Raw genomic sequence first — 23,015 nt, 5'->3', positions numbered from 1 at the left:
CGCGGCGGCGGGCGGGGGCATCAAGGATTAAGCGTGCGTTAATCGGCTTCGGCCAGAGTGCCCCGATTCGAGACAGATAGTAGTAGCGTGCGGGGAACACCATGGCTGCCAGTATTTTGATCGCCGACGACGACGCTGTAGCCCGCCGGCTGGTCGAGAACATGGTGCAGAAATGCGGCTATGAGACGGTCGTCGTGGACTCCGGCGACGCCGCAATCGCCGCCCTCACCGCTCCCGACGGACCGGCCATCGACGCCGTCATCCTCGATCTCGTGATGCCCGGCCTCGACGGCATGGGCGTATTGGCCAAGATCCGCGAAGCCGGCCTGAGCGTCCCCGTCATCGTGCAGACCGCCCATGGCGGCATCGACAACGTGATCTCCGCGATGCGCGCGGGCGCGGCCGATTTCGTCGTCAAGCCGGTCGGCGTCGAGCGGCTCCAGGTCTCGCTGCGCAACGCGCTCAACACGTCCGCGCTCAAGGGCGAATTGCAGCGCATCCGTCACAGCCGCGAAGGACGGCTCACCTTCTCCGACATCATCACCCGCTCCGAAGCGATGGCGGGCGTGATGCGTGCCGCCCAGAAGGCGGCAAACTCCGCGATCCCCGTGCTGATCGAGGGCGAGTCCGGCGTCGGCAAGGAGATGTTCGCGCGCGCCATCCATGGCAGCGGCGAGCGCAAGGCCAAGCCGTTCGTCGCGGTCAATTGCGGCGCGATTCCAGACAACCTCGTCGAGTCCATCCTGTTCGGGCATGAGAAGGGCGCCTTCACCGGCGCCACCGAGCGGCACACCGGCAAGTTCGTCGAGGCTCATGGCGGCACGCTGTTTCTGGACGAGGTCAGCGAGCTGCCGCTGACGGCGCAAGTGAAGCTGCTGCGCGCGCTCCAGGAAGGCGCCGTGGAATCGGTCGGCGGCCGCAAGCCGCTCAAGGTCGACGTCCGCATCATCTCGGCCACCAATCGCAAGCTGCTGGAGCGGGTCAAGCAGGGACATTTCCGCGAAGACCTGTTCTATCGGCTGCACGTGCTGCCGCTGACGATCCCCTCGCTGCGCGCGCGGCGCGAGGATATCCCGCATCTGCTCAGGCATTTCATCGCGCGCTTCGCCGCAGAGGAGAACCGCCCGATCGCCGGGATCAGCGGCGAGGCGGTGGCCCACCTTGCCCAGCTCGACTGGCCCGGCAACATCCGCCAGCTCGAGAACGCGGTCTACCGCGCCGTGGTGATGAGCGACGGAGACCAGCTCGCTCTCGGCGACTTCCCGCTGCTCGCCTCGCAGCCACATCCCGCCACGGAAATTCCGACCGCCCCGCTGATGCTCGAGCCGGCGGCGACGCCCTCCCTGGTGTCGGGTAACGAAATACCAATCGCTCCGCTCCCCCTGGTGGGAACGCTCTCCATGCTCACTGCGACCGGGGATGTCCGCCCGCTGGACGACATGGAGAACGAGATCATCCGGTTCGCGATCTCGCACTATCGCGGCCAGATGTCCGAAGTGGCTCGCCGCCTCAAGATCGGCCGCTCGACGCTCTACCGCAAACTCGACGAGGCCGGGGTTCCCGGGCATGGCGGCAAAAGCGGTGAGGAGACGCACTGAGCCCAGCGTGAATGGGGGTTCGCGCCGCGGTGCGAGACCGCTCTAAGCCGTTCGCGTGCCGACGGAATTCGTCTGCGATTTGAACCGTGACTTGGAAGTGACAGACAGAGGGAAAAGCGCGTGGCAGAAGCGTACAATCCGTTGCCAAGAGGCTCCCTTGAAGTCAGTTTGTCGTGAGTCGTCCCGGGTAGCGCTGGCTGCAAAATCGGGGCCTATATATCGTCTGCGTCAGAATCGTTGCGTGCAGGCGTGCAACTTTCGAGAGGCCGGCGCGGTTTTAGCCGTAACTCATCACTAGGCGATAACGAAGCTGTTCCACGAAGGAACAGCTCACCCGAGGGGTGCGACACAATGCGTGACTGTTTGAACCATCGTGTGGGCTTTGACCGTGTCTTGATGACGGTCGCGGCAACCTTCCTCACGGTGTCGGCCAGCTCGGCCCTGGCGCAGGATCAGGTGCGCAGCAGCGCCGCCGAGCTCGCGATCGAAGCTGCGATCCCGCGCCCCGAGCCCGCAAACGTCCCGCCCCCGACTGCAGCCGACATCAAGCTCGACACCACCGCCACGGTGCAGGATTCGACGAAGGACGCTGCGAGGGACTCCGCCAAGACGGACGTCGCACCAGCGCCGGACAAGGTCGAGACCAAGCCGTCCGACGTTGTCACCACACCCGCGCCAGAAGCGCCGAAGAGCGAGACTGCGAAGACCGAGCCGGCAAAGACCGAGCCTGCCAAGGCCGACACCGCGACCGCCACCCCGGCGGCTCCCGCAGCACCGGCCGCCGAGCCGGTGAAGGCCGCAAGCACCGTGCCCGCCGCCGACCAGCCGGTCGCGGACAGGCTCAAGGACATGATCGGCGCCAAGACCTCGCGCCATTTCGACCGCAAGAACGAGCGGGCGGCCGTCGAGAAGTTTTACGGCGCGCGCGACTTCGCGCCGGTCTGGACGCAAGGCGGCAGCCTGACTGCTGCGGCCAAGGGCGTGATCGCGCGGCTCAAGGACGCGGCCTCCGACGGTCTAAATCCCGCCGACTATCCGGTGCCGGATTTCGCCGCCGCCACGACGCCCGATGCGCTGGCCGATGCCGAGCTCAAGCTCACCGCCGGGATGTTCGACTACGCCCGCCACGCCCAGAGCGGCCGCATGCATTGGTCGCAGGTCAGCGGCGACATCCTCTATCCCGAGCACCCGGTCGAGCCCGGCGAGGTACTCGCCAAGGTCACGACCGCGAGCGACGCCTCCGCGGCGCTCGACAGCTACAACCCGCCGCACAAGCTCTACAAGGAGCTGAAGGCCAAGCTCGCCGAGCTGCGCGGCCAGGGCAGCGGTCCGGTGATCGAGATCGCCGACGGTCCGGCGCTGAAATATACCCCGGCCGGCAAGAAGCAGGCTGAGATCGTCGTGGAAGATCCGCGCGTGCCGCAACTGCGCGCCAAGCTCGGCCTCGCCGAGAATGCCAGCGACACCCGCTACGACGCTGCGGTGGCGGAAGCCGTGCGCAAATTCCAGACCAGCGTCGAGCTGAAGCCGACCGGCATCCTCGACGACAAGACGGTCAAGGCGCTCAACACTCCCAAGCGCGACAAGCAGATCGACGTGGTGCTGGTGAACATGGAGCGCTGGCGCTGGCTGCCGCGCGACCTCGGCACGCCGGCGCTGGGCGATGCCTATGTCATCCTCAACATTCCGGACTTCACGCTGAAGGTGATGCAGCGCGGCCAGCAGGTCTGGACCACCCGCGTCGTGACCGGCAAGCCGGGTTCGCATGCGACCCCGCTGCTCACCGAGACGATGAAGTACATCACGGTCAATCCGACCTGGAACGTGCCGCCGTCGATCGTCTACAACGAATACCTGCCGGCCCTGCAGCAGGACCCGACCGTGCTTCAGCGCATGGGCCTCAGGCTGGAGCAGAACCGCGACGGTTCGGTGCACATCTCGCAGCCACCCGGCGAGGCCAACGCGCTCGGCCGCATCCGCTTCAACTTCCCGAACAAGTTCCTGGTCTATCAGCACGACACCCCGGACAAGCATTTGTTCGCCCGGGACGAGCGCGCCTTCAGCCATGGCTGCATGCGCGTGCAGAATCCGGATCAGTACGCCTCCGTGCTGCTCAACATCGCCATGCCGAACGAGAAGTACACGCCGGAGCGCGTGCGCAGCATGTACGGCAAGAGCGAGATCGACCTGAAATTTCCGACCCCGATCCCGGTCAACATCACCTATCAGACCGCGTTCGTGGACGACGCCGGCAAGTTGCAATTCCGCAAGGACGTCTATGGCCGCGACGCGACCATGATCAACATCCTGAAGAACAACCGCGGCAAGGACCTCGAGGCCGTCGTGGCGCATTCCCAGCCGAGCTATTCGCGTCCGGCGACGACGCTGCCCTCCGGGGTGGCCGTGGCTAACAGCGGCTTCGGCTCGTCCGGGCCCAACTTCTTCGAGCGGCTGTTCGGGGCGCCCACCCAGGCCGCGCCGCCGGCGCCGGTCGGCCGCCGTCCGCAGCGGGTGTTTACCCGCTGAGCCTCGCTCGGCACCCTTGGCTTACAGGAATTATGTAATGAAATCAGCGGCCTCATCCCTCGGATGGGGCCGCTTAACGTTAACCATGCTGCGACCCGCCCTGGGGCGGCGGGCGTTTTTTTGCCACAGTCAACGGCTTAGGATCGTATTCTGACTTGGTTTGGGGGCGGGAAGGTCAACGTCAAATTAACCTTCTCGCTTTAAGAAAGCGTTCATCCTCTTTCGCGCTGCTAACGGGGTTGGCGGGAGAGTCCATTTGAACGCTCGTCGACTGGGTGGGCTCATACGTGCTGACTGGTCTCGCACGCCAACTTGCTGTGCTGTCGTTGTCCCATGCGGGCGTGAAGGCCGGATCCCGGATCGGCCTCGCGGCTGCATTGCTGCTTGCGGCCGCTGGTTCGGTTCATGACGCCGCCGCGCTGAACGAGACCAAGACGCTCTCGTTCCACCACACCCATTCCGGCGAAGACCTCACCGTCACCTTCAAGCGCGACGGGCGCTATGACGAGGCGGCGCTGAAGCAGCTCAACCACTTCCTGCGCGACTGGCGCACCCAGGACGAGACGGTGATGGACCGCCGCCTGTTCGACATCCTCTGGGAAGTCTATCGGGACGTCGACGGCAAGCAGCCCATCCAGATCATCTCCTCCTATCGTTCTCCCGCCACCAACGCCATGCTCCGCCGCCGCTCCTCCGGCGTGGCGCGCGCCAGCCAGCACATGCTGGGACATGCGATGGACTTCTACATCCCGGGTGTGCCGCTGGAGCAGATCCGCTTCGCCGGCCTGCGCCTGCAGCGCGGCGGCGTTGGCTTCTATCCGACCTCCGGCTCGCCCTTCGTGCACCTCGACACCGGCAGCGTCCGGCACTGGCCGCGGATGACGCATGACCAGCTCGCGCGCGTGTTCCCGGACGGCAAGACGGTGCATCTGCCGACCGACGGCGTGCCGCTGAAGAACTATGAGCTCGCCAAGGCCGAGATCGAGCGACGCGGCAGCGCCGACGATGCCGGCAGCAAGCCGAATTTCTTCGCCGCGCTGTTCAAGAGCAAGTCGGCAGCTCCGGCCGGCAGCGACGAGGATGACGAGGGCGCGCCCGCGCCGGCCGCGAAGCCGGCGGCAGCGACGGTCGTCGCAGCTGCCAAGCCCACCGAGCCGGTGCCGACGCCGCGCGCCAAGCCGCAGATCGCCACAGCGATCCAGCTCGCCTCAGCCGATGCGCAGATCGTCGCGCCGCCCAAGCCGAAGCCGGCGCCCGTGGCTGACAAGCCCGCTTCCGGCAAGCCGGAGACCCCGGCCGACATCATCAATGCGCGCGGCTTCTGGGATGACGTTCCTGCGACGCCGCAGCAGGCGACGCCGGCGCAGGTCGCAGCGCTGAAGGCGCGTCAGGCGCTGGCTGCGGCTACCGATCCGCAACCAACCGCGAGCGTGCCCAACGCGGCCCTCCAGGCCCTGGCTTTCGCGCCGGCGGCCTCGCCGGTCGACCGCGCCAATGTCGTCGCCGCCTCCGCGCCGATCCCGCGCACCGCCCGTCCCCGCAGCGTGGCCCAGGCAGCGGAGATCAACACGGTGGTCGGCAAGAGCATCGACGGCAGGATCGCAACCGCGACCCGCCTCTCCGCGGCCAAGGGCGAGAGCATCTGGCTCAAGATCGTGATGCTGTCGCCGAGCGCCAGCCGCGCGATGTCGGTGACGCTGATGGGCGAACTCGATACCGCGGCGCTGCGCGGCTATTTCGTCAAGCCGAAGGCCGTGATCGCGATGGGCTTCTCCGACGATCCGATGCTGGGCCTGTCCTGCGACAATTTCTCGGGCAGCGCGACCGCAAAGCTCGAGACGACGTCGTTCGTCGTGCGCACCGCCGCGCTGCGCTGAGGCGCATAGCGACCTCCACGAATTCAGTCTCGTAGCCCATCTTGCGATGATCGTAGGCAGTCTCCGCCGTGCGCCAGATCAAGCCGGCAGGCCTGCCCGGAGAAGGCCTGCCTCATAGCGCTGACGATCGACCTGCTGCTTGTAATGCTGGGTAGCAAGATGATTGGCCACCGAGAACGCCGGCTCACGCTTGAGAACTTCGGCCGCGTGCGCACCGGCAGCCACTGCATTGCCCATCTGCGCGAAGATCCCGGCAAGGAACGCATGATGGGTGTGATCGGGACGTGAGATCCGCGAGAAAGCTTCGGCGGCTTCGGCGTATTTCTCAGCGCAGTAATAGGCACGCCCGAGATGGCTCCAGAATCGTTCCGGGTGATATGGGTTGAGCCGCATCGCCTTCTTGATCCAGTCGATGCCCTCCTCCGGCCTCCCCAGCCAGGTCAGCAGTTCGCCCTGCTGCACCACCACGAGGTCATAGTTCGGGTTGAGCGCGAGCGCGCGTTCCTGATGGTAAGTGGCCTTATCATGGTCGTCGCGATTCAGATTGAGTGCCGCGAGGATGCGGTGGACGTCGCTGTCATTGTCGTCGAGGACCAGCGCGGTTTCCAGCTCTGCAGCCACCTGCTGGAAGGTGGCGTCGCGATCCGCGCACCAATTATAGACCCAGGTCTGGCCGAGGACGCACGCCTTCCACGCATGCGCGTGCGCATAGCTCGCGTCGAGTTCGAGCGCCCGGTCGAGCAGAAGTTGCGCCCGCGCATTGTCTTCGCGATTGGAGCGATGGTGCAAGACCTTCGCGGCCAGCACGCATTCGTAGGCCGCCATGTTGTCCGTCGGCTTGCGGTTCGCGCGATCGTGCGTCGCCGCCTCGACGCGGCCGGGCAATGTGGCGGCGATCGCCCGGGTCATCTCGTCCTGGATGGCGAAGATGTCCTTGAGCTCGCCGTCGTAACGCTCGGCCCAAATGTGCCGATCCGTCTCCGCATCGATCAGCTGCACGGTGACGCGGACGCGATCCCCGGCCTTTCGCACGCTTCCCTCGATGACGTAGTCGACACCGAATTCGCGGCCAACATCCTGTACCTTGACCGACTTTCCCTTGTACACGAAGGTCGAGTTGCGCGAGATCACCAGCAGGTCGTGGAAGCGTGAAAGCTCGGTGATGATGTCCTCGGTGAGACCGTCGGCGAAGAACTCCTGTTCCGGATCGCCGCTCATGTTGGCGAAGGGCAGCACGGCGATTGACGGCTTCTTCGACTTGCCAATCGGCTTTGCGGCGGCCGTCGCACCGGCTGGCGTGCTTGCCGGCGCATCCTCCAATCGGATCCGGTAGACGCGGATGGCGCGCGCGATGTTCTTGACGTTCTGCTCGCCGATGTCCTCGAATGCGACGCCATCGAGGCGCTCGCCCAGCTGGTCGCGAACCGCGCTGGAGATGCAGATGCCTCCAGGCTCGGCCAGCGTCTCCAGCCGCGCCGCGACGTTGACGCCATCGCCGAAAATGTCGTTCTGATCGACGATGACGTCGCCGAGATTGATGCCGATGCGGAATTGGATCCACCGCGGCGGCGCGACGTCGGCATTGCGCCGCGCCATGCGCCGCTGAACCTCGGCCGCACATAGCACGGCATCGACGACGCTGTGGAATTCCGCGAGCATGCCGTCGCCGGTCGTCTTGATGATACGGCCGCGATTCTTCGCAATGGCGGGATCGATGAGTTCGACCCGATGGGTCTTGAGGCGCGCGAGGGTGCCGGCCTCGTCGACCTCCATCAGCCGGCTGAAGCCGACCATGTCGGCGGCAAGAACCGCGGCAAGCCTGCGCTCTGGTCCCGGCACATCCATCGCTCGGTCCCTTCACCGAGCAATCTAGCAGATGCCGAGATTTTGCCCAAGCTTGGTGCGCTGCAACGCCGGCCGGGCGAGGCGCCTCAGAGCATCCCCAGCGCCTGCATATAGGTTTCAAGGATCGTCTCGGCCTCGGCACGCTCGTTGGGGTCCTGCTTGCGCAGGCGCACGATGGTGCGCAGCGCCTTGACGTCGTAGCCGTTGCCTTTGCTCTCGGCATAGACGTCGCGGATGTCGTCGGAGATCGCCTTCTTCTCTTCCTCCAGCCGCTCGATGCGCTCGATGATGGATTTGAGCTGGTCCTTGGCAAATTTCGTCGCGGGCTCGTCGTCGCGGACGGCGGCGGAGGTGGCCATCTTGGTACTCCCAATGGAACTGGCAAAACGAGGTGACGCCGGCATCCCTCACCGCGCGTGCTGGGTAGACCCTTAGGGTCGGCGCTCCCAGCGTTCAAGCAAGCATCACGCTCGTCCACAGCGCGCCCACACCTTCCTGCACTGATGCAAAGAAAGCTGTTGTGTGGAGCGACTCAGGGCTCGGCGATGGGCCGTTCAATGTCCGTGGGGATGGACCTTCTTCATCGCCTCGATCTGCTCGGGCGTGGCCGGGCCCTGGTGCTTCGCCTTCCAGGTCTCGTAGGGCATGCCGTAGACGGCCTCCCGGCTCTCGTCCTTGCTCAAGGCGACGCCCTGGGCGTCCGCGGCGTCCTTGAGCCAGTTCGAGAGGCAGTTGCGGCAGAAACCGGCCAGATTCATCAAGTCGATATTCTGGACGTCCGTCCGGCTCCGCAGATGCTCGACTAGGCGCCGGAAAGCGGCCGCCTCGAGCTCCGTTCTGGTTTTGTCGTCGATTGCCATGGCTGTCGTCCTTAACCGTGCCGGTGGAGGTTAGCGTTAGGGGATCAGGTGGGTGTTGTCACAGATTTTGCCATATCGCGGCGCAAAGGGGCCACGGCCGGGCTGGCCCCGGCCCAACGCCAAATCGTCAATGATCTGGTATAGCTTCCGCGACAATGACGACCGAATCTCCCCGCTCCCCGCTTTACCTGCTCGCCCGGTTGGTCCCGGTGCTGGTGGTCGCCCTGCTGTGCCTTGCCGCCAGCCCCGCCTCCGCCGATTTCCGCCTCTGCAACAACACCTCGAGCCGGGTCGGGATTGCGCTCGGCTACAAGGATGCCGAGGGCTGGACCACCGAGGGCTGGTGGAACATCTCGTCCCGTTCCTGCGAGACGTTGCTGCGGGGCACGCTGGTCGCCCGCTATTACTACATCTACGCCATCGACTACGACCGCGGCGGCGAATGGTCGGGCCAGGCCTTCATGTGCTCGCGCGACAAGGAGTTCACCATCCGCGGCACCGAGGATTGCCTGGCGCGCGGCTATGACCGCACCGGCTATTTCGAGGTCGACACCGGCGAGCAGCGGGCCTGGACGGTGCAGCTGACCGACGCCAACGAACAGCCGGCGCAGCAACGCGTGCCTGGCCTGCCCGGTCCGGTGGGCCCGGGCGGGGTTCCGGGTTTGCCCAATAGCCCGCCCGGTGCTACGCCCCCGGGCTCGCCCGGCCTGCCACCCCCGCCTGGAAATAAGCCATGAGGCGTCTTCGCCGTATCAAGATTCTCGCGACCCTGGGACCGGCCTCTTCAGACCTCGCGATGATCCGCCGCCTGTTCGAGGCCGGCGCTGACCTGTTCCGCATCAACATGAGCCACACCCCGCATGACAAGATGCGGGAGCTGGTCGCGACGATCCGCAACGTCGAGTCTAGCTACGGTCGGCCGATCGGCATCCTGGTCGACCTGCAGGGCCCGAAGCTGAGACTGGGCTCCTTTGCCGAGGGGGCGATCCAGCTCCAGAACGGCCAGACCTTCACGCTGGATTCCGACAAGGCGCCGGGCGATGCCACGCGCGTCAATCTCCCGCATCCGGAGATCCTGGCCGCGCTCAGGCCCGGCCATGCGCTGCTGCTCGACGACGGCAAGGTGCGGCTGATCGCGGAGGAGACCTCGAAAGAGCATGCGGTGACCCGTGTCGTGGTCGGCGGCAAGATGAGCGACCGCAAGGGCGTCAGCCTGCCCGACACCGATTTGCCGGTCTCGGCGATGACGCCCAAGGACCGCGCCGACCTCGAGGCCGCCCTCGTCACCGGCGTCGACTGGATCGCGCTGTCCTTCGTGCAGCGCGCCGACGACGTGATCGAGGCCAAGAAGATGATCCGCGGCCGCGCCGCCGTGATGGCCAAGATCGAGAAGCCGCAGGCGATCGACCGCCTCGCCGACATCATCGAGGCTTCCGATGCGCTGATGGTGGCCCGCGGCGACCTCGGCGTCGAGCTGCCGCTGGAGCGGGTGCCGAGCCTGCAGAAGCAGATGACGCGGATGGCGCGCCGCGCCGGGAAGCCGGTGGTGATCGCGACCCAGATGCTGGAATCGATGATCCAGTCGCCGGTGCCGACCCGCGCCGAAGTCTCCGACGTCGCCACCGCGGTCTATGAGGGTGCCGACGCCATCATGCTGTCCGCGGAATCGGCCGCCGGCAAATTCCCGGTCGAGGCGGTCTCGACCATGAACCGGATCGGCGAGGAGGTCGAGCGCGACCCGACCTACCGTTCGGTGATCATGGCCCAGCGCCCGGCACCGGAATCCACCGCGGGCGATGCCATCGCCGACGCCGCCCGGCAGATCGCCGAGACGCTCGACCTGCCGGCCTTGATCTGCTGGACCTCGTCGGGCTCGACCGCCGTGCGCGTGGCGCGCGAGCGGCCGAAGCCGCCGATCGTGGCGATCACGCCGAACATCACCGCCGGCCGCCGGCTCGCGGTTGCCTGGGGCGTGCATTGCGTGGTGGCGGAAGACGCGCGCGACCAGGACGACATGGTCAGCCGCGCCGGCCAGATCGCGTTCCGGGACGGCTTCGTCCGCGCCGGCCAGCGCGTGATCATCGTCGCCGGCGTGCCACTCGGCATCCCCGGCACCACCAACATGGTACGCATCGCCTCGGTCGGCCCCGAGGGCGACGCCAACCTGTAAGCCTCGCCAGAGGCCGCCAAACACAAAGTCGAAAAACAACCCCATGCACAGTAGCCGGCCGCTTGGCCGGATTTGCCGGGGTTTTGCGAAAAGGCATGCTCAGGCAAAGGCCTGAGCGCGATCACCTCGCCACCGCACGCGCGGCGCGATTTTTACGCGCCGACCAGCGCCTTGGTCGTCGGCAGCAGCGTCTGCTGGACCACGAGGCCGCGGGCGCGGGCGTCCATGACGCCGACGGCGCGCAGCGCCAGCAGCGTCACCGTCTGCACCGCATCGCGCATCTTGACGGGATCTTCGAGATTGTCGGGCGCAAGCGGCCCAACGAGAGCCTCATGCAGGGCCCCAAGCAGCGCGGTGGCGGCGAGCGCAGTGTCCTGCGCCGGCAGATGGCCGGCGCGCACCGCAGCGTCGATCCGGGAGGCGATCTCGCCGGCGATTTCGCGCCGGCTGGCAAGGCGGGAGGCGCTGACATCGACATCGACCGGCTCGGCCAGGATGCCCCAGGCCAGCCTGCGCTGCGACAGCGTATGGACCGCCACCGTGGTGACCGCAGCCGCCAGCGCCGAGGACGGCCCCGGCGCGGCATCGGCCGCCCGGCGGATCGCCGCGAGCTCGTCGCGGGAGACCTCGGCAATGAGCTCGGAGATCAGCTCGGCCTTGGAGGGGAAATAGCGATAGACGGTGCCGGCTGCGACATTGGCCCGAACCGCGACCGGCGCGATCTGCACCGCCGCCATCCCGCCCTCCGCCGCCGCCTCCCGCGCCGCCGCCAAAATCGCGCTGCGCCGCGCCGCAAGGCGCTTCACCACTTGATGCGTCCGCCGATAAACCATGGCGCGCTTCCTGTCCCACACACGCCGGCCGCACGCCCTGCGCCCGAACGCTTCTCACGCAAAAGATGCAAATCGCCCCGCAAGGACTGAACAACTATTCAGGATGAATGACAAGATGGGAAATGCGTGGAGCGCCATGGTGAGCGGACGGGGGCGCCAGGCCTGCGTCGGCGCCATCCCTGTAGAGGCCGCCTTCCGAGAGTGGCAGTTTGCCAGGAGCAGAGCGGAATCAGCGTCACGTCTGTCCGGTACGATCGATCTCCAGCGAACCTTCGCGAGGCCGAACGAGTAGGGTTGGAGGACCTGGACCGCCGTTCACAATGAGCTCGGTCGTCGCGGCAGAGGTCGTGCGGCATGCGCGCCATCCGGAGCTCCGCCGAGGTCATCGAGACGCCGGCCCGCTGCAGCATCCAGTCTCGTGCTCTTGGGCGCGGATCTATCCGCTCTATCCCTTGAAAGAAGCCTACGAGCATCTAGATAGCATCCATATGCCATCCATACGGATGGTAAGAATGGATGCTAGCCATGGCCGATAATGTGCGCGAGCTGCGCCCCAAGGTCCCCGACACCGAGAAGATCACGATCAACCTTGGCTATGTCGACCTCGGTCATGTCGATCTCATGGTGCAGGAAGGGTTCTATTCGAACCGGACCGATTTCATTCGGACAGCAATCCGGAACCAGCTCGAGCGCCACGCGGAGGTCGTCAGACAATCCACGGTCCGGAAGAACCTGGACCTCGGGCTGCGCAACTACGCGCGCGAGGATCTCGAAGCGGCGCGCCGCGCCGGCGAGATGCTGCAGATCAATGTTTTGGGCTTGGCCACTATCGCCCAAGACGTCACTCCCGAGTTGGCTCGCGCCACGATCGCGTCGGTCTCGGTGCTGGGGGCCCTCCACGCCACTCCCGCGGTCAAGGCCGCTCTCGCCGACAGAATGAGGTGAACGATGCTGAATCAAGACATAGTCCGCGAAGCAACCCGCCTTACGCGTGCCGGCCAACTGGTCGAGGCCACCGCGCTCCTGCAGCGCATGCTCCAGGGCGGTTACGCTCCAAGACCGGAGTCTCGTAGCGCCGCTCAGGCTCGGCTTCCGCTCGATCCGCTTACTATCGACGCCACTGCCGACGTCGTCGAGGAGCGGGAAGCTCCGCCGATCTCGCCGGCCCGCTCTGCTCAGGGACGCAGACGCGCTTTACCGCTCGACGGCATGCGGGATTTTCCCGGGGTCGGCCTGCGAAGTCCGATCACGCGCGCTCCCCTGTCCCCATCGGACATCGTGCCCGAGGGCACACAATTTATCGCCGGTACCTTCAGTAACGCCGCAGGAAGCCGGACCTACAAGCTGTTCATTCCAAGCCGCTTTCAGGGACAACGTCCCCTGATAGTCATGCTTCATGGCTGCACCCAGTCGCCGGACGATTTCGCGGCCGGCACCCGGATGAACTTCCTGGCGGAAGAGCAGAATTGCTATGTGGTCTATCCTGAGCAGCCGAGCGGAGCCAACCAGTCGAAGTGCTGGAACTGGTTTCGCACCGGCGACCAGCGTCGCGGCGGGGGCGAGCCGTCGATGATCGCCGGTATTACCCGCCAGATCATGCGCGAGCATCCGATCGATCCGAAGCGCGTATACGTCGCGGGTCTGTCGGCCGGCGGGGCCGCCGCCGCGATCATGGGCGCAACGTATAACGACCTGTACGCGGCCGTCGGTATTCATTCAGGCCTCGCGTGCGGGGCCGCGAGCGATCTTCCCTCCGCGTTCGTCGCCATGCGGCAGGGAGGCGGCTCCAAGGCAAATGCGGATGGCAAAACTTCTGTGCCGACCATCGTTTTCCATGGCAATCGCGACACTACGGTGCATCCAAAGAATGGCGATCAGATTATCGAGCAGTCCGCCAGGGCGACGAGGCCGACGACGAAGGTACTTCGCGGACGCGTACCCCACGGCCATGCCTATACTCGCACCGTCCTGATCGACGGGGCCGGTCGGGCGATCTCGGAACACTGGGACATCGATGGCGCCGGACACGCGTGGTCAGGCGGCAGCCCCGCCGGGTCTTACACTGATCCGCAAGGGCCGGATGCCACAAGGGAAATGCTGCGCTTCTTCCTCGAGCATTCGCTCGGTGGGTAACCCAGCTTCACAGGGCGCTCGGGTCCTCGAGCACGTCGCCGAGCTTCCGGATCAGCTTGCCGGCCTCTATCCGCCAGTCTCGCGATCAAGGCACGAATGCGAGCGTAGTCGCCGCAACTTAAAGCGGTCTCTGGAGAGCACAACGAGCGGAGAGCTGATTGTTCTCAGACCGACACCCGTTGAGTATAGGTCTGGAAGATCGCCAGCTATACGCTTGTTGGTTGGAGTTGCGACATCGCAGAGCGTGCGATTGATCTCGGGACTCCAACAATGCGCGGGTTGGAACGCCAGCTCACAAAGCCTGTTGTCCGTTCAGAAATGACCGTTGTGGTCGCACCCCATTTTATTGGAGCGTCAGATGAGCAAACGCAAACCGGCATCAGCCTCAAAGCGCGCCCGCAATCCGAAAATGGCCGTGCGGACCGAACGGAACAAACAGGCCGTTGTTAGAAGCCCGAAAGAGAATTTTCTTCGCTCGGTTGCGGCAGTTTCGATTGAACCGCCTCTTAAGCTTCAGGATGATCCTAACCACGAGGTTCCTACCATTGAGCCTCGGGTGGATGCCTTGCCAGATGACGTCAGTCAGAGAATGACGGAAAGCGATCAAACGAAGAGCTTTGTTTTAGCCACGGCAAACATGCAGGCATATCAAACGAAGCTTTTTGAGGTCGCCCGAGCCAACGTGCAATTTGCTTTTGAATTTGGCCTGAGATTTGCGACGATCGGGTCACCGACTGAATTTTTCGGCGTCCTTGCGGAGTTTACAAGCAGACAGGTCGATATGTTCGGGCAGCATTCGAAAGAATTGGCGGCATATCCATTCTGGCGCATCGAGCCGCCCCGTTCGCAAGTCACCAAGGAAGCCTCTAGTTTGAAGTAACGGACGCCGGCCGCCGTTGCCAACACGATCATCCCCGCAGCCATTCGAGTTGATGCAGTCGAGACAGGCCCTAAGGATGAAAATACGGGTTGGCTTCGAAATGATCTACGACTTCCAGCAAGTCACACCATTGATTGCTATCGTCGGTATGCATTTTACCCGGGCATCCGACATCATTGTGCCGGATTACCTCATCACCGAGCCTTCCGTCCCGATCTCGCCCTACCGCGACGGCTTCGGAAACTGGTGCAGTCGGTTCGTTGCGCCCGCCGGCCGCATGCGCCTTTCCGCCAACGGTACAGTGCGCGATAGCGGTTTGCCTGATGTGATCGCGCCTTCCGCCACGCAATACGCGGTCGAGGATCTTCCACCTGATACCATCGTTTATCTGCTTGGCAGCCGCTACTGCGAAACCGATCGGCTTTCCGACATCGCATGGAAGCTGTTCGAGAATGTGGCGCCGGGTTGGCCACGGGTCCAGGCGATCTGCGATTTCGTGCACAATCACATCGCGTTCGGCTACGAGCACGCGCGGGCCACCATGACGGCTTGGGAAGCATTCAACGAGGGCAAGGGCGTCTGCCGCGACTATGCGCATCTTGCCATTGCATTCTGCCGTTGCATGAACATTCCAGCACGCTATTGCACCGGCTATCTCGGCGACATCGGCATCCCGCCGCCCCACGCTCCCGGGGACTTTGCAGGTTGGTTCGAAGCCTATCTTGGCGGTCGCTGGTACACATTCGATGCACGCAACAACACTCCGCGAATCGGCCGCGTCCTGATCGCGCAAGGCCGCGATGCGGCGGATGTTCCGATCGCCCAAACTTTCGGACCCAACACGCTCGTCAGCTTCAAGGTGTGGGCTGATGAACTTGTATAAAGCGCTCGCCTTGGGCGATTGGGTACGAGGCGGCTGAGATTGATCTCGGCTGATTGCTTGGAAGACTGTTACACAGTTCGCATCACCGCCCGAAGTTCAGCTCGTACTTCTCGCAAAGAAGGGCCAACAGGTCGTTCGTGAGGAAATAGAATTCGAAGAAGATGATGGTTGGCAAGAGCTACAGCCCCGTCTCAAAGCTCAGACTTTGCAACGTCCTGCTCCATTTCAGCCCAAGGATGCCAGCCAAGACGATGACCAGGAGCACTGCGGTGAAGATTGCTTCCAGCCAAGGACCTGGAGCGCGCTCGGGCTTTCTACTCCGAAAAACTCGGTCTCGACCCGGTCGAACAGCGCGAGGGTGGATTGCGCTACGTCTGCGCATCTGGCGAGTTTGCGATATTCATCTCGGCCGGGGTGCAATCCGGCAGCATACGCAGATGGGCTGGGAAGTAGAGGATATCGACGCAACAGTGCGCGAACTTCGCGCGCGGGGAGTCAAGTTCGAGGAATATGACCTTCCTGGTCTGAAGACTGCTAACGGGATCGCCGAGATCGCCGGCAACTACGCCAGCAAGGGTGTCGCTCAGCGAGGCGCGTGGTTCCGCGACAGCGAAGGCAATCTTCCTGGTATCGGACAGCCAGTTCGATCCTGACGTTCCAGTAGAAAGATCGATGCGCGTGCGGGCCGAACGGATCGTGGTCATGTTGCCGCGCGGCCAAAACGCGCGCGACCATCAGTAGCATTGTGCTTCTGACTGCAAGGGTCGTCTTTTAAGCGGTGAAATCTGTCGATCGTGGGTGCGCTCTCGAGAGAGGCCAGCACATGATTGAGCTTTGGAACAGATGGTATGAGACCTTGGCCTCCGTCGAGGGGCTGGCAGCCGTTGTCATTGTTGCCGTAACGACCGCTGGCGTTCTTACGTTGATTGAGGGTCGGCGGCATAGGACAACAAGACATTCATTTGAGAGGCGGAAAACGCCCAAGTAGACCGGATAGTTCAACGAGTAGATGGCTCCTACATAAAGCGCTCGTATGCAGGAGGATCAAATGATCGCTTCTCATGCAAGTTGGAACAGGAATGCGCCTTGGCGGGACACATTCTGCTTATTCGCGTTGTTGAGCATCCTGGTCGCGACTCCCGCCCTCTTTATGATCCTCCTGCTGGATTCCCAACTCGTCTTACCAGCGCTCAGTCTTCTATTTTTCTCAGACGCGATGATCACCGCGCTCTTGGCCTGGGCAAAGCCCGAACATGTAACGCCAGAACATGTAACGCTCTGGGATATCGCAGGTGCATTCACCATGATGTGTTGCGCCGCAGCGATTTTTGGCGAACCAGATCAAGTCGCAATGCTTTTCGGGGCGCCGGTCGGACACCATTCGGACGCCGTTTTGGGAGATCGTCACCTGGCGCCCGGATTGCCGGCGACGTCGGACTAGAGCTGAATTGGCCGCTCTGTTTTGGATGGTAACGCGCATCGGTCAATCCATAAGAACGTACGCGACCATCGCTCGGAGTTGCTATTTCCCTGGCATTGGGGACCATGATCCGTGTTAGATTCTCTCAATACGGATGTTCTTAGCGTACTCTTGCAGGTCGTTCTAATCGACCTTGTGCTCGCCGGCGATAATGCCATCGTCATCGGCCTTGCCGCGGCGGGACTTCCTCAGGCCCAACGAAGCAAGGCGATTTTGATCGGTATAGTCGCCGCGACGATACTGCGCCTTCTGTTAGCCGGGATAGCGACGCAGATCCTGCAGATCGTCGGCCTCCCGCTCGCCGGCGGGATCCTGCTATTGTGGGTATGCTGGAAAATGTGGCGAGAGTTGCGCACGTCCCGCACGGGCCCCACCGATAGGAAAGGGGCAATTGAAGCAATCCCGGAAAGCAAACCTCGTAAAACACTCATCCAAGCGAGTTGGCAAATTATCGTTGCCGACGCTTCGATGTCTCTCGACAATGTTCTGGCCGTCGCGGGGGCTGCGCGGGAGCATCCATTGGTCCTGATCTTCGGCTTGGGGCTTTCCATCGCGATGATGGGAATGGCCGCTTCCTTCATTGCCCGCCTTCTGGAGACTCATCGCTGGATTGCTTACGTCGGTCTGGCCGTCATTCTCTACGTGGCACTTGAGATGATCTTTCGCGGAACATTGGATGTCATGAAGGTCGCGTCGATATGACGACCCTGTTGTGTCCGACGGCACGGCAAAATTTCCCCCTTGCCCGACGAGACACTGACTGCGCTCCACTCCGGAGGCTGCGCCGCTTTGCCCCGTCACGGTCCCATACCAATTCTTGCGAATGCCATCGCTTGGGAGCAATCTCGAGCTAGCTGTCTGGTCGGTCGCGGACTTCGGCCTTGAGGGTCAGGTGCCCCAGTTTTCGAGTCTACTGATTTTGCACAAATTGATGGCGGCATTTGCAGCCGTGGTAGCGGTCATATTCGTGAGCGGCGCAATCGTCTACGACAGACTTAGCGTGATCGAAGAGGCCAAAAACCGGCGGGTCCACACCACTGACGTGTTGGACACGCTAGAGGCGGCAGTAGCCGCAACGCTGGATCAACAAACTAGCCTACGCGGCTATTTGATCAGCGGCGACGAGAAATTCCTGGACCCGTACCGCAGAGGCAGCGCCGACTTCAGCGCGGCAATCCGAAAATTGAGAGAACAGACTTCGGATAACCCAGACCAGCAAAGTCGTCTCGATGAATTGAACAAGCTGGCGATGACGTGGCGCGTCGAGACCGCCGAGCGGGAGATCACGCTGATGGCGGATCCCACGACGCGGGAGCAGGCGCGCACGTTGGAGGGGGCGACCGGCAAAGCTGCCATGGACGCAATCCGCGCCAAGGCGCGCGAAATCGAGAAGGTTGAGCGCGATCTGTTGGCAAGGCGTGACGCCGTACAGAACTCGGCATATGCTACTGCATACACGGCAACCGTGATGGGCGCCGCAGCCTCACTCATGATCGCAGTGTTGATGGGCATACTACTCACACGCGCGATCGCGCGGCCGATCACACGCATGACCGGGGCTATGGCGGCACTTGCCAAGGGAGACACGAGCATCGACGTGCCCGGAATTGACCGGCGTGACGAAATCGGCGCAATGGCGGCCGCGGTCAATGTTTTCAAGAAAGGCATTGTCGAACGCCAAAGGACACAAGTCGAGCTCGCTCATGTCAGTCGCGTAGCCACAATGGGCCAGCTGACGGCCTCGATTGCCCATGAGATCAATCAGCCGATCTCGGCCGTGCTTAGTAACGCCGACGCCGCCTTGAACTGGCTCGCCGCGGACCCGCCAAACCTGGGCAAGGGCCGCGAGTCCCTCCACCACATTGTCACAGATTGCCAACGAGCTGGCGACATCGTCCACCGGATCCGCGATATGGTCAGGAAAGCGCCGGTGCCCAAAAGTCGGCTCGACGTCAACGCAGCCGTTCTGGACGTCATCGCCATGGTCCGGAGCGAGGCGGTGAGGCATGGAATCTCGGTACAGATGCAACTCGCTGAGGATCTGCCGCAAATCGAAGGTGAGCGCATTCAGCTGCAGCAAGTGCTCCTTAATCTGATCCTCAATGCTGTGGAAGCCATGAACAGCCTCGAGGACGGCAAGCGGGAGTTGCAGATCAGTACCGAAAGAGACGTTGCAGGCAGCGTGCTCGTCGCTGTACGGGATTCGGGCCCGGGGATCGAGCCGACGAGTGCGGAACGTGTTTTCGACGCGTTTTACACGACCAAGTCCGACGGCCTAGGCATGGGGCTTGCCATCTGTCGGTCGATCATTGCGGCTCATGGCGGACGGTTGTGGGTCACCGTGAATGAACCGCGGGGCGCCGTCTTCCAGTTTACCCTCGCTCCCCTCCAGGACTAGATGACGCCACTTGCCCTGCGCGGCTGCTGAGTTTTGCGGCCGACCCTCGGGTTGCGCGAGATGGGCCCGAGGGCTCACGCGCCCCTCGCGTCTCACCCGGAGCCCGATCAAAGCGTAATCGAGCTTCTCAGCTCGTTCGCGCGATCGCGGGCTGCGCCGATGCGGCCTCGGCGGTCCGCCAGGCTGCACAGCGTCCGAGGATCAGCCCGAACACGATCAGGATTGCCGGGAAGCCGACCGGTTGCCCGAGAAACAGGAAGCTCGCAAGCAGCGCAAAGACGAGCGCCAGCGCCAACACCTCGTGGCGTGCGAAACCTTCATCGAGCCCGGCGCGGATGAGGAACGCCACCGCGATGCCCAGCACGACCAGATCGTACATGAAGAGATAGGGCGTCGTCAGCAGCGTCGCCGTCGCGAGCATCGCCGCCTTGAGGGCGTGGGGCAACCGGCTCCGCCACACCACGGCCAGCACGACGGCAACGGCTGCGGTCAATACCCACTGGAAGATCCATCCGACCTGCTCGGTGCCGCCGACATAGCGCACCAGCGCGAAGATGCTCTGCATCTTGAACCAGGGCGCCCTGCCTTCGGTCAGGAAGGCCTGGGAGAACATCGGGATCCAGTGGAAGAACGCCTGCCAGCTTTCGGTGCCGAAGGCGAACCAGGACGCTGCAGCGATGGCAGCGGTGACGATTGCGGCGGTGAACAGCACGGTCCATTCGGCGGCGGCGAGCAGTGCAAGCGGAAACAGGAGTCCGTATTGCGGCTTGTAGCTGAGCAGGCCGAGACAGATTCCAGCCAGCACCGGCCGTGTCGGCAACAAATAGAGCGTGCCGCCGATCAGCGATGCCGTGAGGAAGCCGTTCTGCCCGACCAGGATGTTGAGGAAGGCGGCCGGAAATCCAATGGCAATCACGAGGCCCGCATTGCGCCCGATGATCGCGCGCATCACGGCGAGATACGGCACCATGCTGAACGCGGTCCAGCCGATGAAGGCGATTGCATAGGGAAATTGCGCAAGGAACGACGCGACGAACAGGAAGGGCGGCGGATAGTGCCAAGCGAAATGGCCGACGAAATCCTGCTTGAGCAGCGCAAGCTCGACCTGCTTCTGAATGTCCCAATCCCAGGCCTGCGCGGGATGCCCCTCGAGCGCCAGTCTTCCGGCCGCCCAGACATTGACGAAATCAGTGGGGATGCCGCGCCCGTCGGCGTCAAAGATCCAGAGATGGGTGAGATAGGCCGTCGGAAAATACGCCAGCGTGACGATCGCCAGCACGAAGGAGATGTTGACGAGGATCGCAGGGACCGCACCGTGACGGCCGACGGCTGGCGGGACGGACGAAGCTTCGGCCATGCGGCTTCCTTACGCGATACGCTGACGCAGATGCGTTCAAGCCATACACCCGAGTGGCTTGAAGGAGGCTTAAGCCCGATCGTCGCGCCTCGCGCCGATACCGGCAAAGCAAAAGAGCCCCGTCGATGACGGGGCTCTTCGCCATTTCGCTTGTCGTCCGGCCTTACTTGAGGCTGGTCGAGATCGAGGTGAACTTGGCGTTCAGCGTGGTGCCGAGGTTGTTGACGACGGTGATGATCGCCAGCGCGATGCCGGCAGCGATCAGGCCGTATTCAATGGCGGTGGCGCCCGATTCATCCTTCATGAAACGCGCAACGAGGTTCTTCATAGAGTGCTCCAAATGAGTACACGAGGCTACAACTGATCTGGTCTCTTCGGCTTCCCAGCGCCGCCCGACCATGGGAACGAAACGTAGAGGCAAAGAATTGCGCCGCAGTTAATTCGACTGCGTAAACACTGAGCGGATTGCGTGTATTGGCCCATGGTAAATCCAAGTTCGAAACAATCCGTTAAATTGTAAATATATGTCGCCGGTCTGGCGCGGCCGGTTTACCCGAAGTTATGACCGGCGTGGTCCAATGCCGCCCGCTCGGACTGAAGCGCGGCGAGATGGTGCGCACGCAGCCCGCCGGGTCCGGATCATGGCCGGACCGGCAAGAACAACCAGGACGACGAGGCGGCATGTCCCTTTCCTTCGCCAACAGCATCGCGGTGCAGGGCCGCGCACGCGCCCTGGTGCCATTGTGCGCCGGCGCCGGCGCCTATCTGTTCTTCCTGTTCCTCGGCGACACGCTGCTTCAGGATTCCGACTCGTTCTGGCAGATCAAGATCGGGCAATGGATCCTCGATCACCGCGCCATGCCCATGATCGACTTCTATTCCTTCACGCGGACGGGCGCGCCGTGGATCTCGACGTCCTGGCTGTCGCAGGTCGCGTTCGCCTTCTCCCATGCGCAATGGGGCTGGGCGGGTCCCGTCATCCTCACCGCGGCCGCCGTCGCGCTCACCGTCGCAATCTTCGTCCATCTGCTCGAGGCGCATCTCGAAGCCCCGCGCGCGGTGCTGTTCGCGATGCTGGCGCTGCTGCTGTCGATCCATCACGTGCTGGCGCGCCCGCATATTCTGGCGCTGCCGGTGATGGTGGCGTGGGTCGGCTTGCTGATGGCGGCTGCAAGCCGCAGGAGCGCGCCGTCCTGGACCTGGCTGCCGCTGATGGCGCTCTGGGCGAACCTGCATGGCGGCTTCGTGCTGGGGCTCGCGCTGATCGGACCGATCTCGCTCGAAGCGGTCGAGCATGCCGAGAAGGGGCGGCGGCTTGCCCTGTTCATGCGCTGGGTGCTGTTCGGAATCGGGGCGCTGATCGCGAGCTGCTGCACGCCCTATGGCTGGCGAACGCTGCAGGGCGCGACCAACATCCTCAGCCTCGGCGAGCTGCTGACGCTGATCCTCGAATGGATGCCGGCGAACTTCGCCACCTTCACCCCGTTCGAAGGCGCCCTGCTCGCCCTGATCGCATTCGGCTATTATCGCGGCCTGGTGCTGTCGGCGCCCCGGATCTTCCTGATCCTGTTCCTGACCTGGAGCGCGCTGAGCCATGTCAGGAGCATCGAGGCATTTGCATTCCTGGTGCCGCTGGTGCTGGCAAAGCCGCTCGGCGAGATGTTCCCGCAGCCGGCGCCTGAGGCCGCCGGTTCCGAAAGTTGGCCGGGCCGCACCCTCACAGCACTCGGCGTGCTGATGATCATGGCGGCAAGCTGGACCTCGACCTCGCTCTACATGGGGCACCACCGTTTCACCTTCACCATGACGCAGACGCCGGTTGCGGCGGTCGATCTGCTCGAGCAACGCAAGGTGCAGCGCGTCTTCAACGCCTACCAGTTCGGCGGCTATCTGATCTCGCGCGACATCCCTGTTTTCGTCGACGGACGCGCCGAGCTCTACGGCGAGAAGTTCATCTTGGACTTCTTCAAGGCAACCGAAGGCAAGAAGCCCGAGCTGCTGCCGCGTCTACTGGAAGAATACAAGATCGATGCGACGCTGCTGGGCGCCGATGCGCCGGGCCCGCAGATCCTCGACCAGCTCAAGGGCTGGAAGCGGATCTATGCGGACGACATCGCCGTGATCCACGTGCGCGACACCGCAGACAGCACGATTGCGGCGCCTGCGAAGTGAGGA

Annotated in this window: 21 protein-coding genes; 14 read left to right on the top strand and 7 right to left on the bottom strand. The window is 63.6% G+C overall.

The window, feature by feature from the left end; translation table 11 throughout:
* The first annotated feature begins 101 nt into the window (after window positions 1-101).
* The 3 genes from AB7M16_RS27185 (at window position 102) to AB7M16_RS27175 (ending at window position 6,001) form a co-directional block, all read left to right on the top strand.
* Entirely contained in the window at window positions 102-1,598 is a 1,497-nt protein-coding gene (locus tag AB7M16_RS27185; RefSeq protein WP_453945583.1) for a sigma-54-dependent transcriptional regulator, read from the top strand.
* A gap of 351 nt (window positions 1,599-1,949) precedes the next feature.
* Window positions 1,950-4,124: a L,D-transpeptidase family protein gene (locus AB7M16_RS27180; protein ID WP_172784756.1), complete on the top strand. Its 2,175-nt coding sequence runs from the start codon at window positions 1,950-1,952 to the stop codon at window positions 4,122-4,124.
* 275 nt (window positions 4,125-4,399) lie between these two features.
* Window positions 4,400-6,001, top strand: coding sequence for a DUF882 domain-containing protein (locus tag AB7M16_RS27175; protein WP_453945582.1), 1,602 nt, complete (start codon window positions 4,400-4,402; stop codon window positions 5,999-6,001).
* Window positions 6,002-6,079: 78 nt separating this feature from the next.
* On the opposite strand, the gene AB7M16_RS27170 is transcribed toward AB7M16_RS27175, so the two are convergent.
* From AB7M16_RS27170 to AB7M16_RS27160, 3 genes are all read right to left on the bottom strand, one after another.
* The gene (locus AB7M16_RS27170) at window positions 6,080-7,846 is read right to left on the bottom strand and encodes an adenylate/guanylate cyclase domain-containing protein (protein ID WP_439365749.1); all 1,767 of its coding nucleotides are present in this window, start codon (window positions 7,844-7,846) and stop codon (window positions 6,080-6,082) included.
* A gap of 86 nt (window positions 7,847-7,932) precedes the next feature.
* Window positions 7,933-8,205 carry a DUF2312 domain-containing protein gene (locus AB7M16_RS27165; protein ID WP_018641571.1) on the bottom strand — a complete coding sequence of 91 codons (273 nt, stop codon included), beginning with the start codon at window positions 8,203-8,205 and terminating at the stop codon, window positions 7,933-7,935.
* 195 nt (window positions 8,206-8,400) lie between these two features.
* Window positions 8,401-8,706: a DUF1244 domain-containing protein gene (locus AB7M16_RS27160; RefSeq protein ID WP_260382135.1), complete on the bottom strand. Its 306-nt coding sequence runs from the start codon at window positions 8,704-8,706 to the stop codon at window positions 8,401-8,403.
* A gap of 155 nt (window positions 8,707-8,861) precedes the next feature.
* Here AB7M16_RS27160 and AB7M16_RS27155 point away from each other — a divergent pair, with 155 nt between their 5' ends.
* Entirely contained in the window at window positions 8,862-9,443 is a 582-nt protein-coding gene (locus AB7M16_RS27155) for a DUF1036 domain-containing protein (RefSeq protein WP_271503822.1), read from the top strand.
* On the top strand, window positions 9,440-10,876 hold the full coding sequence (gene pyk / locus AB7M16_RS27150; protein ID WP_172784761.1) for a pyruvate kinase: 1,437 nt from the start codon (window positions 9,440-9,442) through the stop codon (window positions 10,874-10,876). The genes AB7M16_RS27155 and pyk overlap by 4 nt, the downstream gene beginning before the upstream one ends.
* A gap of 152 nt (window positions 10,877-11,028) precedes the next feature.
* Here the strand turns inward: pyk and AB7M16_RS27145 are convergent, their stop codons facing one another.
* Entirely contained in the window at window positions 11,029-11,709 is a 681-nt protein-coding gene (locus AB7M16_RS27145; protein WP_063694085.1) for a TetR/AcrR family transcriptional regulator, read from the bottom strand.
* Window positions 11,710-12,234: 525 nt separating this feature from the next.
* Here AB7M16_RS27145 and AB7M16_RS27140 point away from each other — a divergent pair.
* The 5 genes from AB7M16_RS27140 (at window position 12,235) to AB7M16_RS27120 (ending at window position 16,058) form a co-directional block, all read left to right on the top strand.
* Window positions 12,235-12,654, top strand: coding sequence for a CopG family transcriptional regulator (locus AB7M16_RS27140; RefSeq protein WP_172784762.1), 420 nt, complete (start codon window positions 12,235-12,237; stop codon window positions 12,652-12,654).
* A gap of 3 nt (window positions 12,655-12,657) precedes the next feature.
* Window positions 12,658-13,842, top strand: coding sequence for an extracellular catalytic domain type 1 short-chain-length polyhydroxyalkanoate depolymerase (locus tag AB7M16_RS27135; protein ID WP_172784763.1), 1,185 nt, complete (start codon window positions 12,658-12,660; stop codon window positions 13,840-13,842).
* 358 nt (window positions 13,843-14,200) lie between these two features.
* On the top strand, window positions 14,201-14,722 hold the full coding sequence (locus AB7M16_RS27130) for a phasin family protein (RefSeq protein ID WP_172784764.1): 522 nt from the start codon (window positions 14,201-14,203) through the stop codon (window positions 14,720-14,722).
* Between the two features lie 76 nt (window positions 14,723-14,798).
* Window positions 14,799-15,605: a transglutaminase-like domain-containing protein gene (locus AB7M16_RS27125; protein WP_439365748.1), complete on the top strand. Its 807-nt coding sequence runs from the start codon at window positions 14,799-14,801 to the stop codon at window positions 15,603-15,605.
* A 276-nt stretch (window positions 15,606-15,881) separates the two neighbouring features.
* A complete protein-coding gene (locus AB7M16_RS27120; RefSeq protein ID WP_337993334.1) occupies window positions 15,882-16,058 on the top strand; it encodes a VOC family protein in 177 nt (58 codons plus the stop codon).
* On the opposite strand, the gene AB7M16_RS27115 is transcribed toward AB7M16_RS27120, so the two are convergent.
* Entirely contained in the window at window positions 15,974-16,309 is a 336-nt protein-coding gene (locus AB7M16_RS27115; protein ID WP_453947330.1) for a hypothetical protein, read from the bottom strand. The two genes, AB7M16_RS27120 and AB7M16_RS27115, sit on opposite strands and share 85 nt — an antisense overlap.
* A 344-nt stretch (window positions 16,310-16,653) precedes the next feature.
* On the opposite strand from AB7M16_RS27115, the gene AB7M16_RS27110 reads away from it, so the two are divergent.
* The 3 genes from AB7M16_RS27110 (at window position 16,654) to AB7M16_RS27100 (ending at window position 19,483) form a co-directional block, all read left to right on the top strand.
* Window positions 16,654-17,046: a hypothetical protein gene (locus AB7M16_RS27110; protein WP_453945581.1), complete on the top strand. Its 393-nt coding sequence runs from the start codon at window positions 16,654-16,656 to the stop codon at window positions 17,044-17,046.
* A 111-nt stretch (window positions 17,047-17,157) separates the two neighbouring features.
* On the top strand, window positions 17,158-17,787 hold the full coding sequence (locus tag AB7M16_RS27105; protein WP_453945580.1) for a TerC family protein: 630 nt from the start codon (window positions 17,158-17,160) through the stop codon (window positions 17,785-17,787).
* A gap of 229 nt (window positions 17,788-18,016) precedes the next feature.
* Entirely contained in the window at window positions 18,017-19,483 is a 1,467-nt protein-coding gene (locus AB7M16_RS27100) for a CHASE3 domain-containing protein (protein WP_453945579.1), read from the top strand.
* Window positions 19,484-19,610: 127 nt separating this feature from the next.
* Here the strand turns inward: AB7M16_RS27100 and AB7M16_RS27095 are convergent, their stop codons facing one another.
* Together AB7M16_RS27095 and AB7M16_RS27090 are read right to left on the bottom strand one after the other, a co-directional pair.
* Entirely contained in the window at window positions 19,611-20,840 is a 1,230-nt protein-coding gene (locus AB7M16_RS27095) for a glycosyltransferase family 87 protein (protein ID WP_453945578.1), read from the bottom strand.
* A 163-nt stretch (window positions 20,841-21,003) separates the two neighbouring features.
* On the bottom strand, window positions 21,004-21,168 hold the full coding sequence (locus AB7M16_RS27090) for a Flp family type IVb pilin (protein WP_172784770.1): 165 nt from the start codon (window positions 21,166-21,168) through the stop codon (window positions 21,004-21,006).
* A 353-nt stretch (window positions 21,169-21,521) separates the two neighbouring features.
* On the opposite strand from AB7M16_RS27090, the gene AB7M16_RS27085 reads away from it, so the two are divergent.
* Window positions 21,522-23,012: a hypothetical protein gene (locus tag AB7M16_RS27085; protein ID WP_453945577.1), complete on the top strand. Its 1,491-nt coding sequence runs from the start codon at window positions 21,522-21,524 to the stop codon at window positions 23,010-23,012.
* Window positions 23,013-23,015 lie beyond the last annotated feature (3 nt).

Source organism: Bradyrhizobium sp. USDA 372, from assembly GCF_053629095.1.
Note: the sequence above shows the minus strand (reverse complement) of the source record. Positions and strands in the feature narration are given on the sequence as shown.

Bases quoted from the DNA above. Each gene is read 5' to 3' on its own strand.
- AB7M16_RS27155 (WP_271503822.1), top strand. From the start codon at position 8,862: ATGACGACCGAATCTCCCCGCTCCCCGCTTTACCTGCTCGCCCGGTTG.
- AB7M16_RS27090 (WP_172784770.1), bottom strand. From the start codon at position 21,168: ATGAAGAACCTCGTTGCGCGTTTCATGAAGGATGAATCGGGCGCCACC.
- AB7M16_RS27130 (WP_172784764.1), top strand. From the start codon at position 14,201: ATGAGCAAACGCAAACCGGCATCAGCCTCAAAGCGCGCCCGCAATCCG.
- AB7M16_RS27135 (WP_172784763.1), top strand. From the start codon at position 12,658: ATGCTGAATCAAGACATAGTCCGCGAAGCAACCCGCCTTACGCGTGCC.
- AB7M16_RS27110 (WP_453945581.1), top strand. From the start codon at position 16,654: ATGATCGCTTCTCATGCAAGTTGGAACAGGAATGCGCCTTGGCGGGAC.
- AB7M16_RS27125 (WP_439365748.1), top strand. From the start codon at position 14,799: ATGAAAATACGGGTTGGCTTCGAAATGATCTACGACTTCCAGCAAGTC.
- AB7M16_RS27145 (WP_063694085.1), bottom strand. From the start codon at position 11,709: ATGGTTTATCGGCGGACGCATCAAGTGGTGAAGCGCCTTGCGGCGCGG.
- AB7M16_RS27095 (WP_453945578.1), bottom strand. From the start codon at position 20,840: ATGGCCGAAGCTTCGTCCGTCCCGCCAGCCGTCGGCCGTCACGGTGCG.
- AB7M16_RS27165 (WP_018641571.1), bottom strand. From the start codon at position 8,205: ATGGCCACCTCCGCCGCCGTCCGCGACGACGAGCCCGCGACGAAATTT.
- AB7M16_RS27085 (WP_453945577.1), top strand. From the start codon at position 21,522: ATGTCCCTTTCCTTCGCCAACAGCATCGCGGTGCAGGGCCGCGCACGC.
- AB7M16_RS27100 (WP_453945579.1), top strand. From the start codon at position 18,017: ATGGCGGCATTTGCAGCCGTGGTAGCGGTCATATTCGTGAGCGGCGCA.
- AB7M16_RS27180 (WP_172784756.1), top strand. From the start codon at position 1,950: ATGCGTGACTGTTTGAACCATCGTGTGGGCTTTGACCGTGTCTTGATG.
- AB7M16_RS27140 (WP_172784762.1), top strand. From the start codon at position 12,235: ATGGCCGATAATGTGCGCGAGCTGCGCCCCAAGGTCCCCGACACCGAG.
- AB7M16_RS27170 (WP_439365749.1), bottom strand. From the start codon at position 7,846: ATGGATGTGCCGGGACCAGAGCGCAGGCTTGCCGCGGTTCTTGCCGCC.
- pyk (WP_172784761.1), top strand. From the start codon at position 9,440: ATGAGGCGTCTTCGCCGTATCAAGATTCTCGCGACCCTGGGACCGGCC.
- AB7M16_RS27185 (WP_453945583.1), top strand. From the start codon at position 102: ATGGCTGCCAGTATTTTGATCGCCGACGACGACGCTGTAGCCCGCCGG.
- AB7M16_RS27115 (WP_453947330.1), bottom strand. From the start codon at position 16,309: ATGACCACGATCCGTTCGGCCCGCACGCGCATCGATCTTTCTACTGGA.
- AB7M16_RS27160 (WP_260382135.1), bottom strand. From the start codon at position 8,706: ATGGCAATCGACGACAAAACCAGAACGGAGCTCGAGGCGGCCGCTTTC.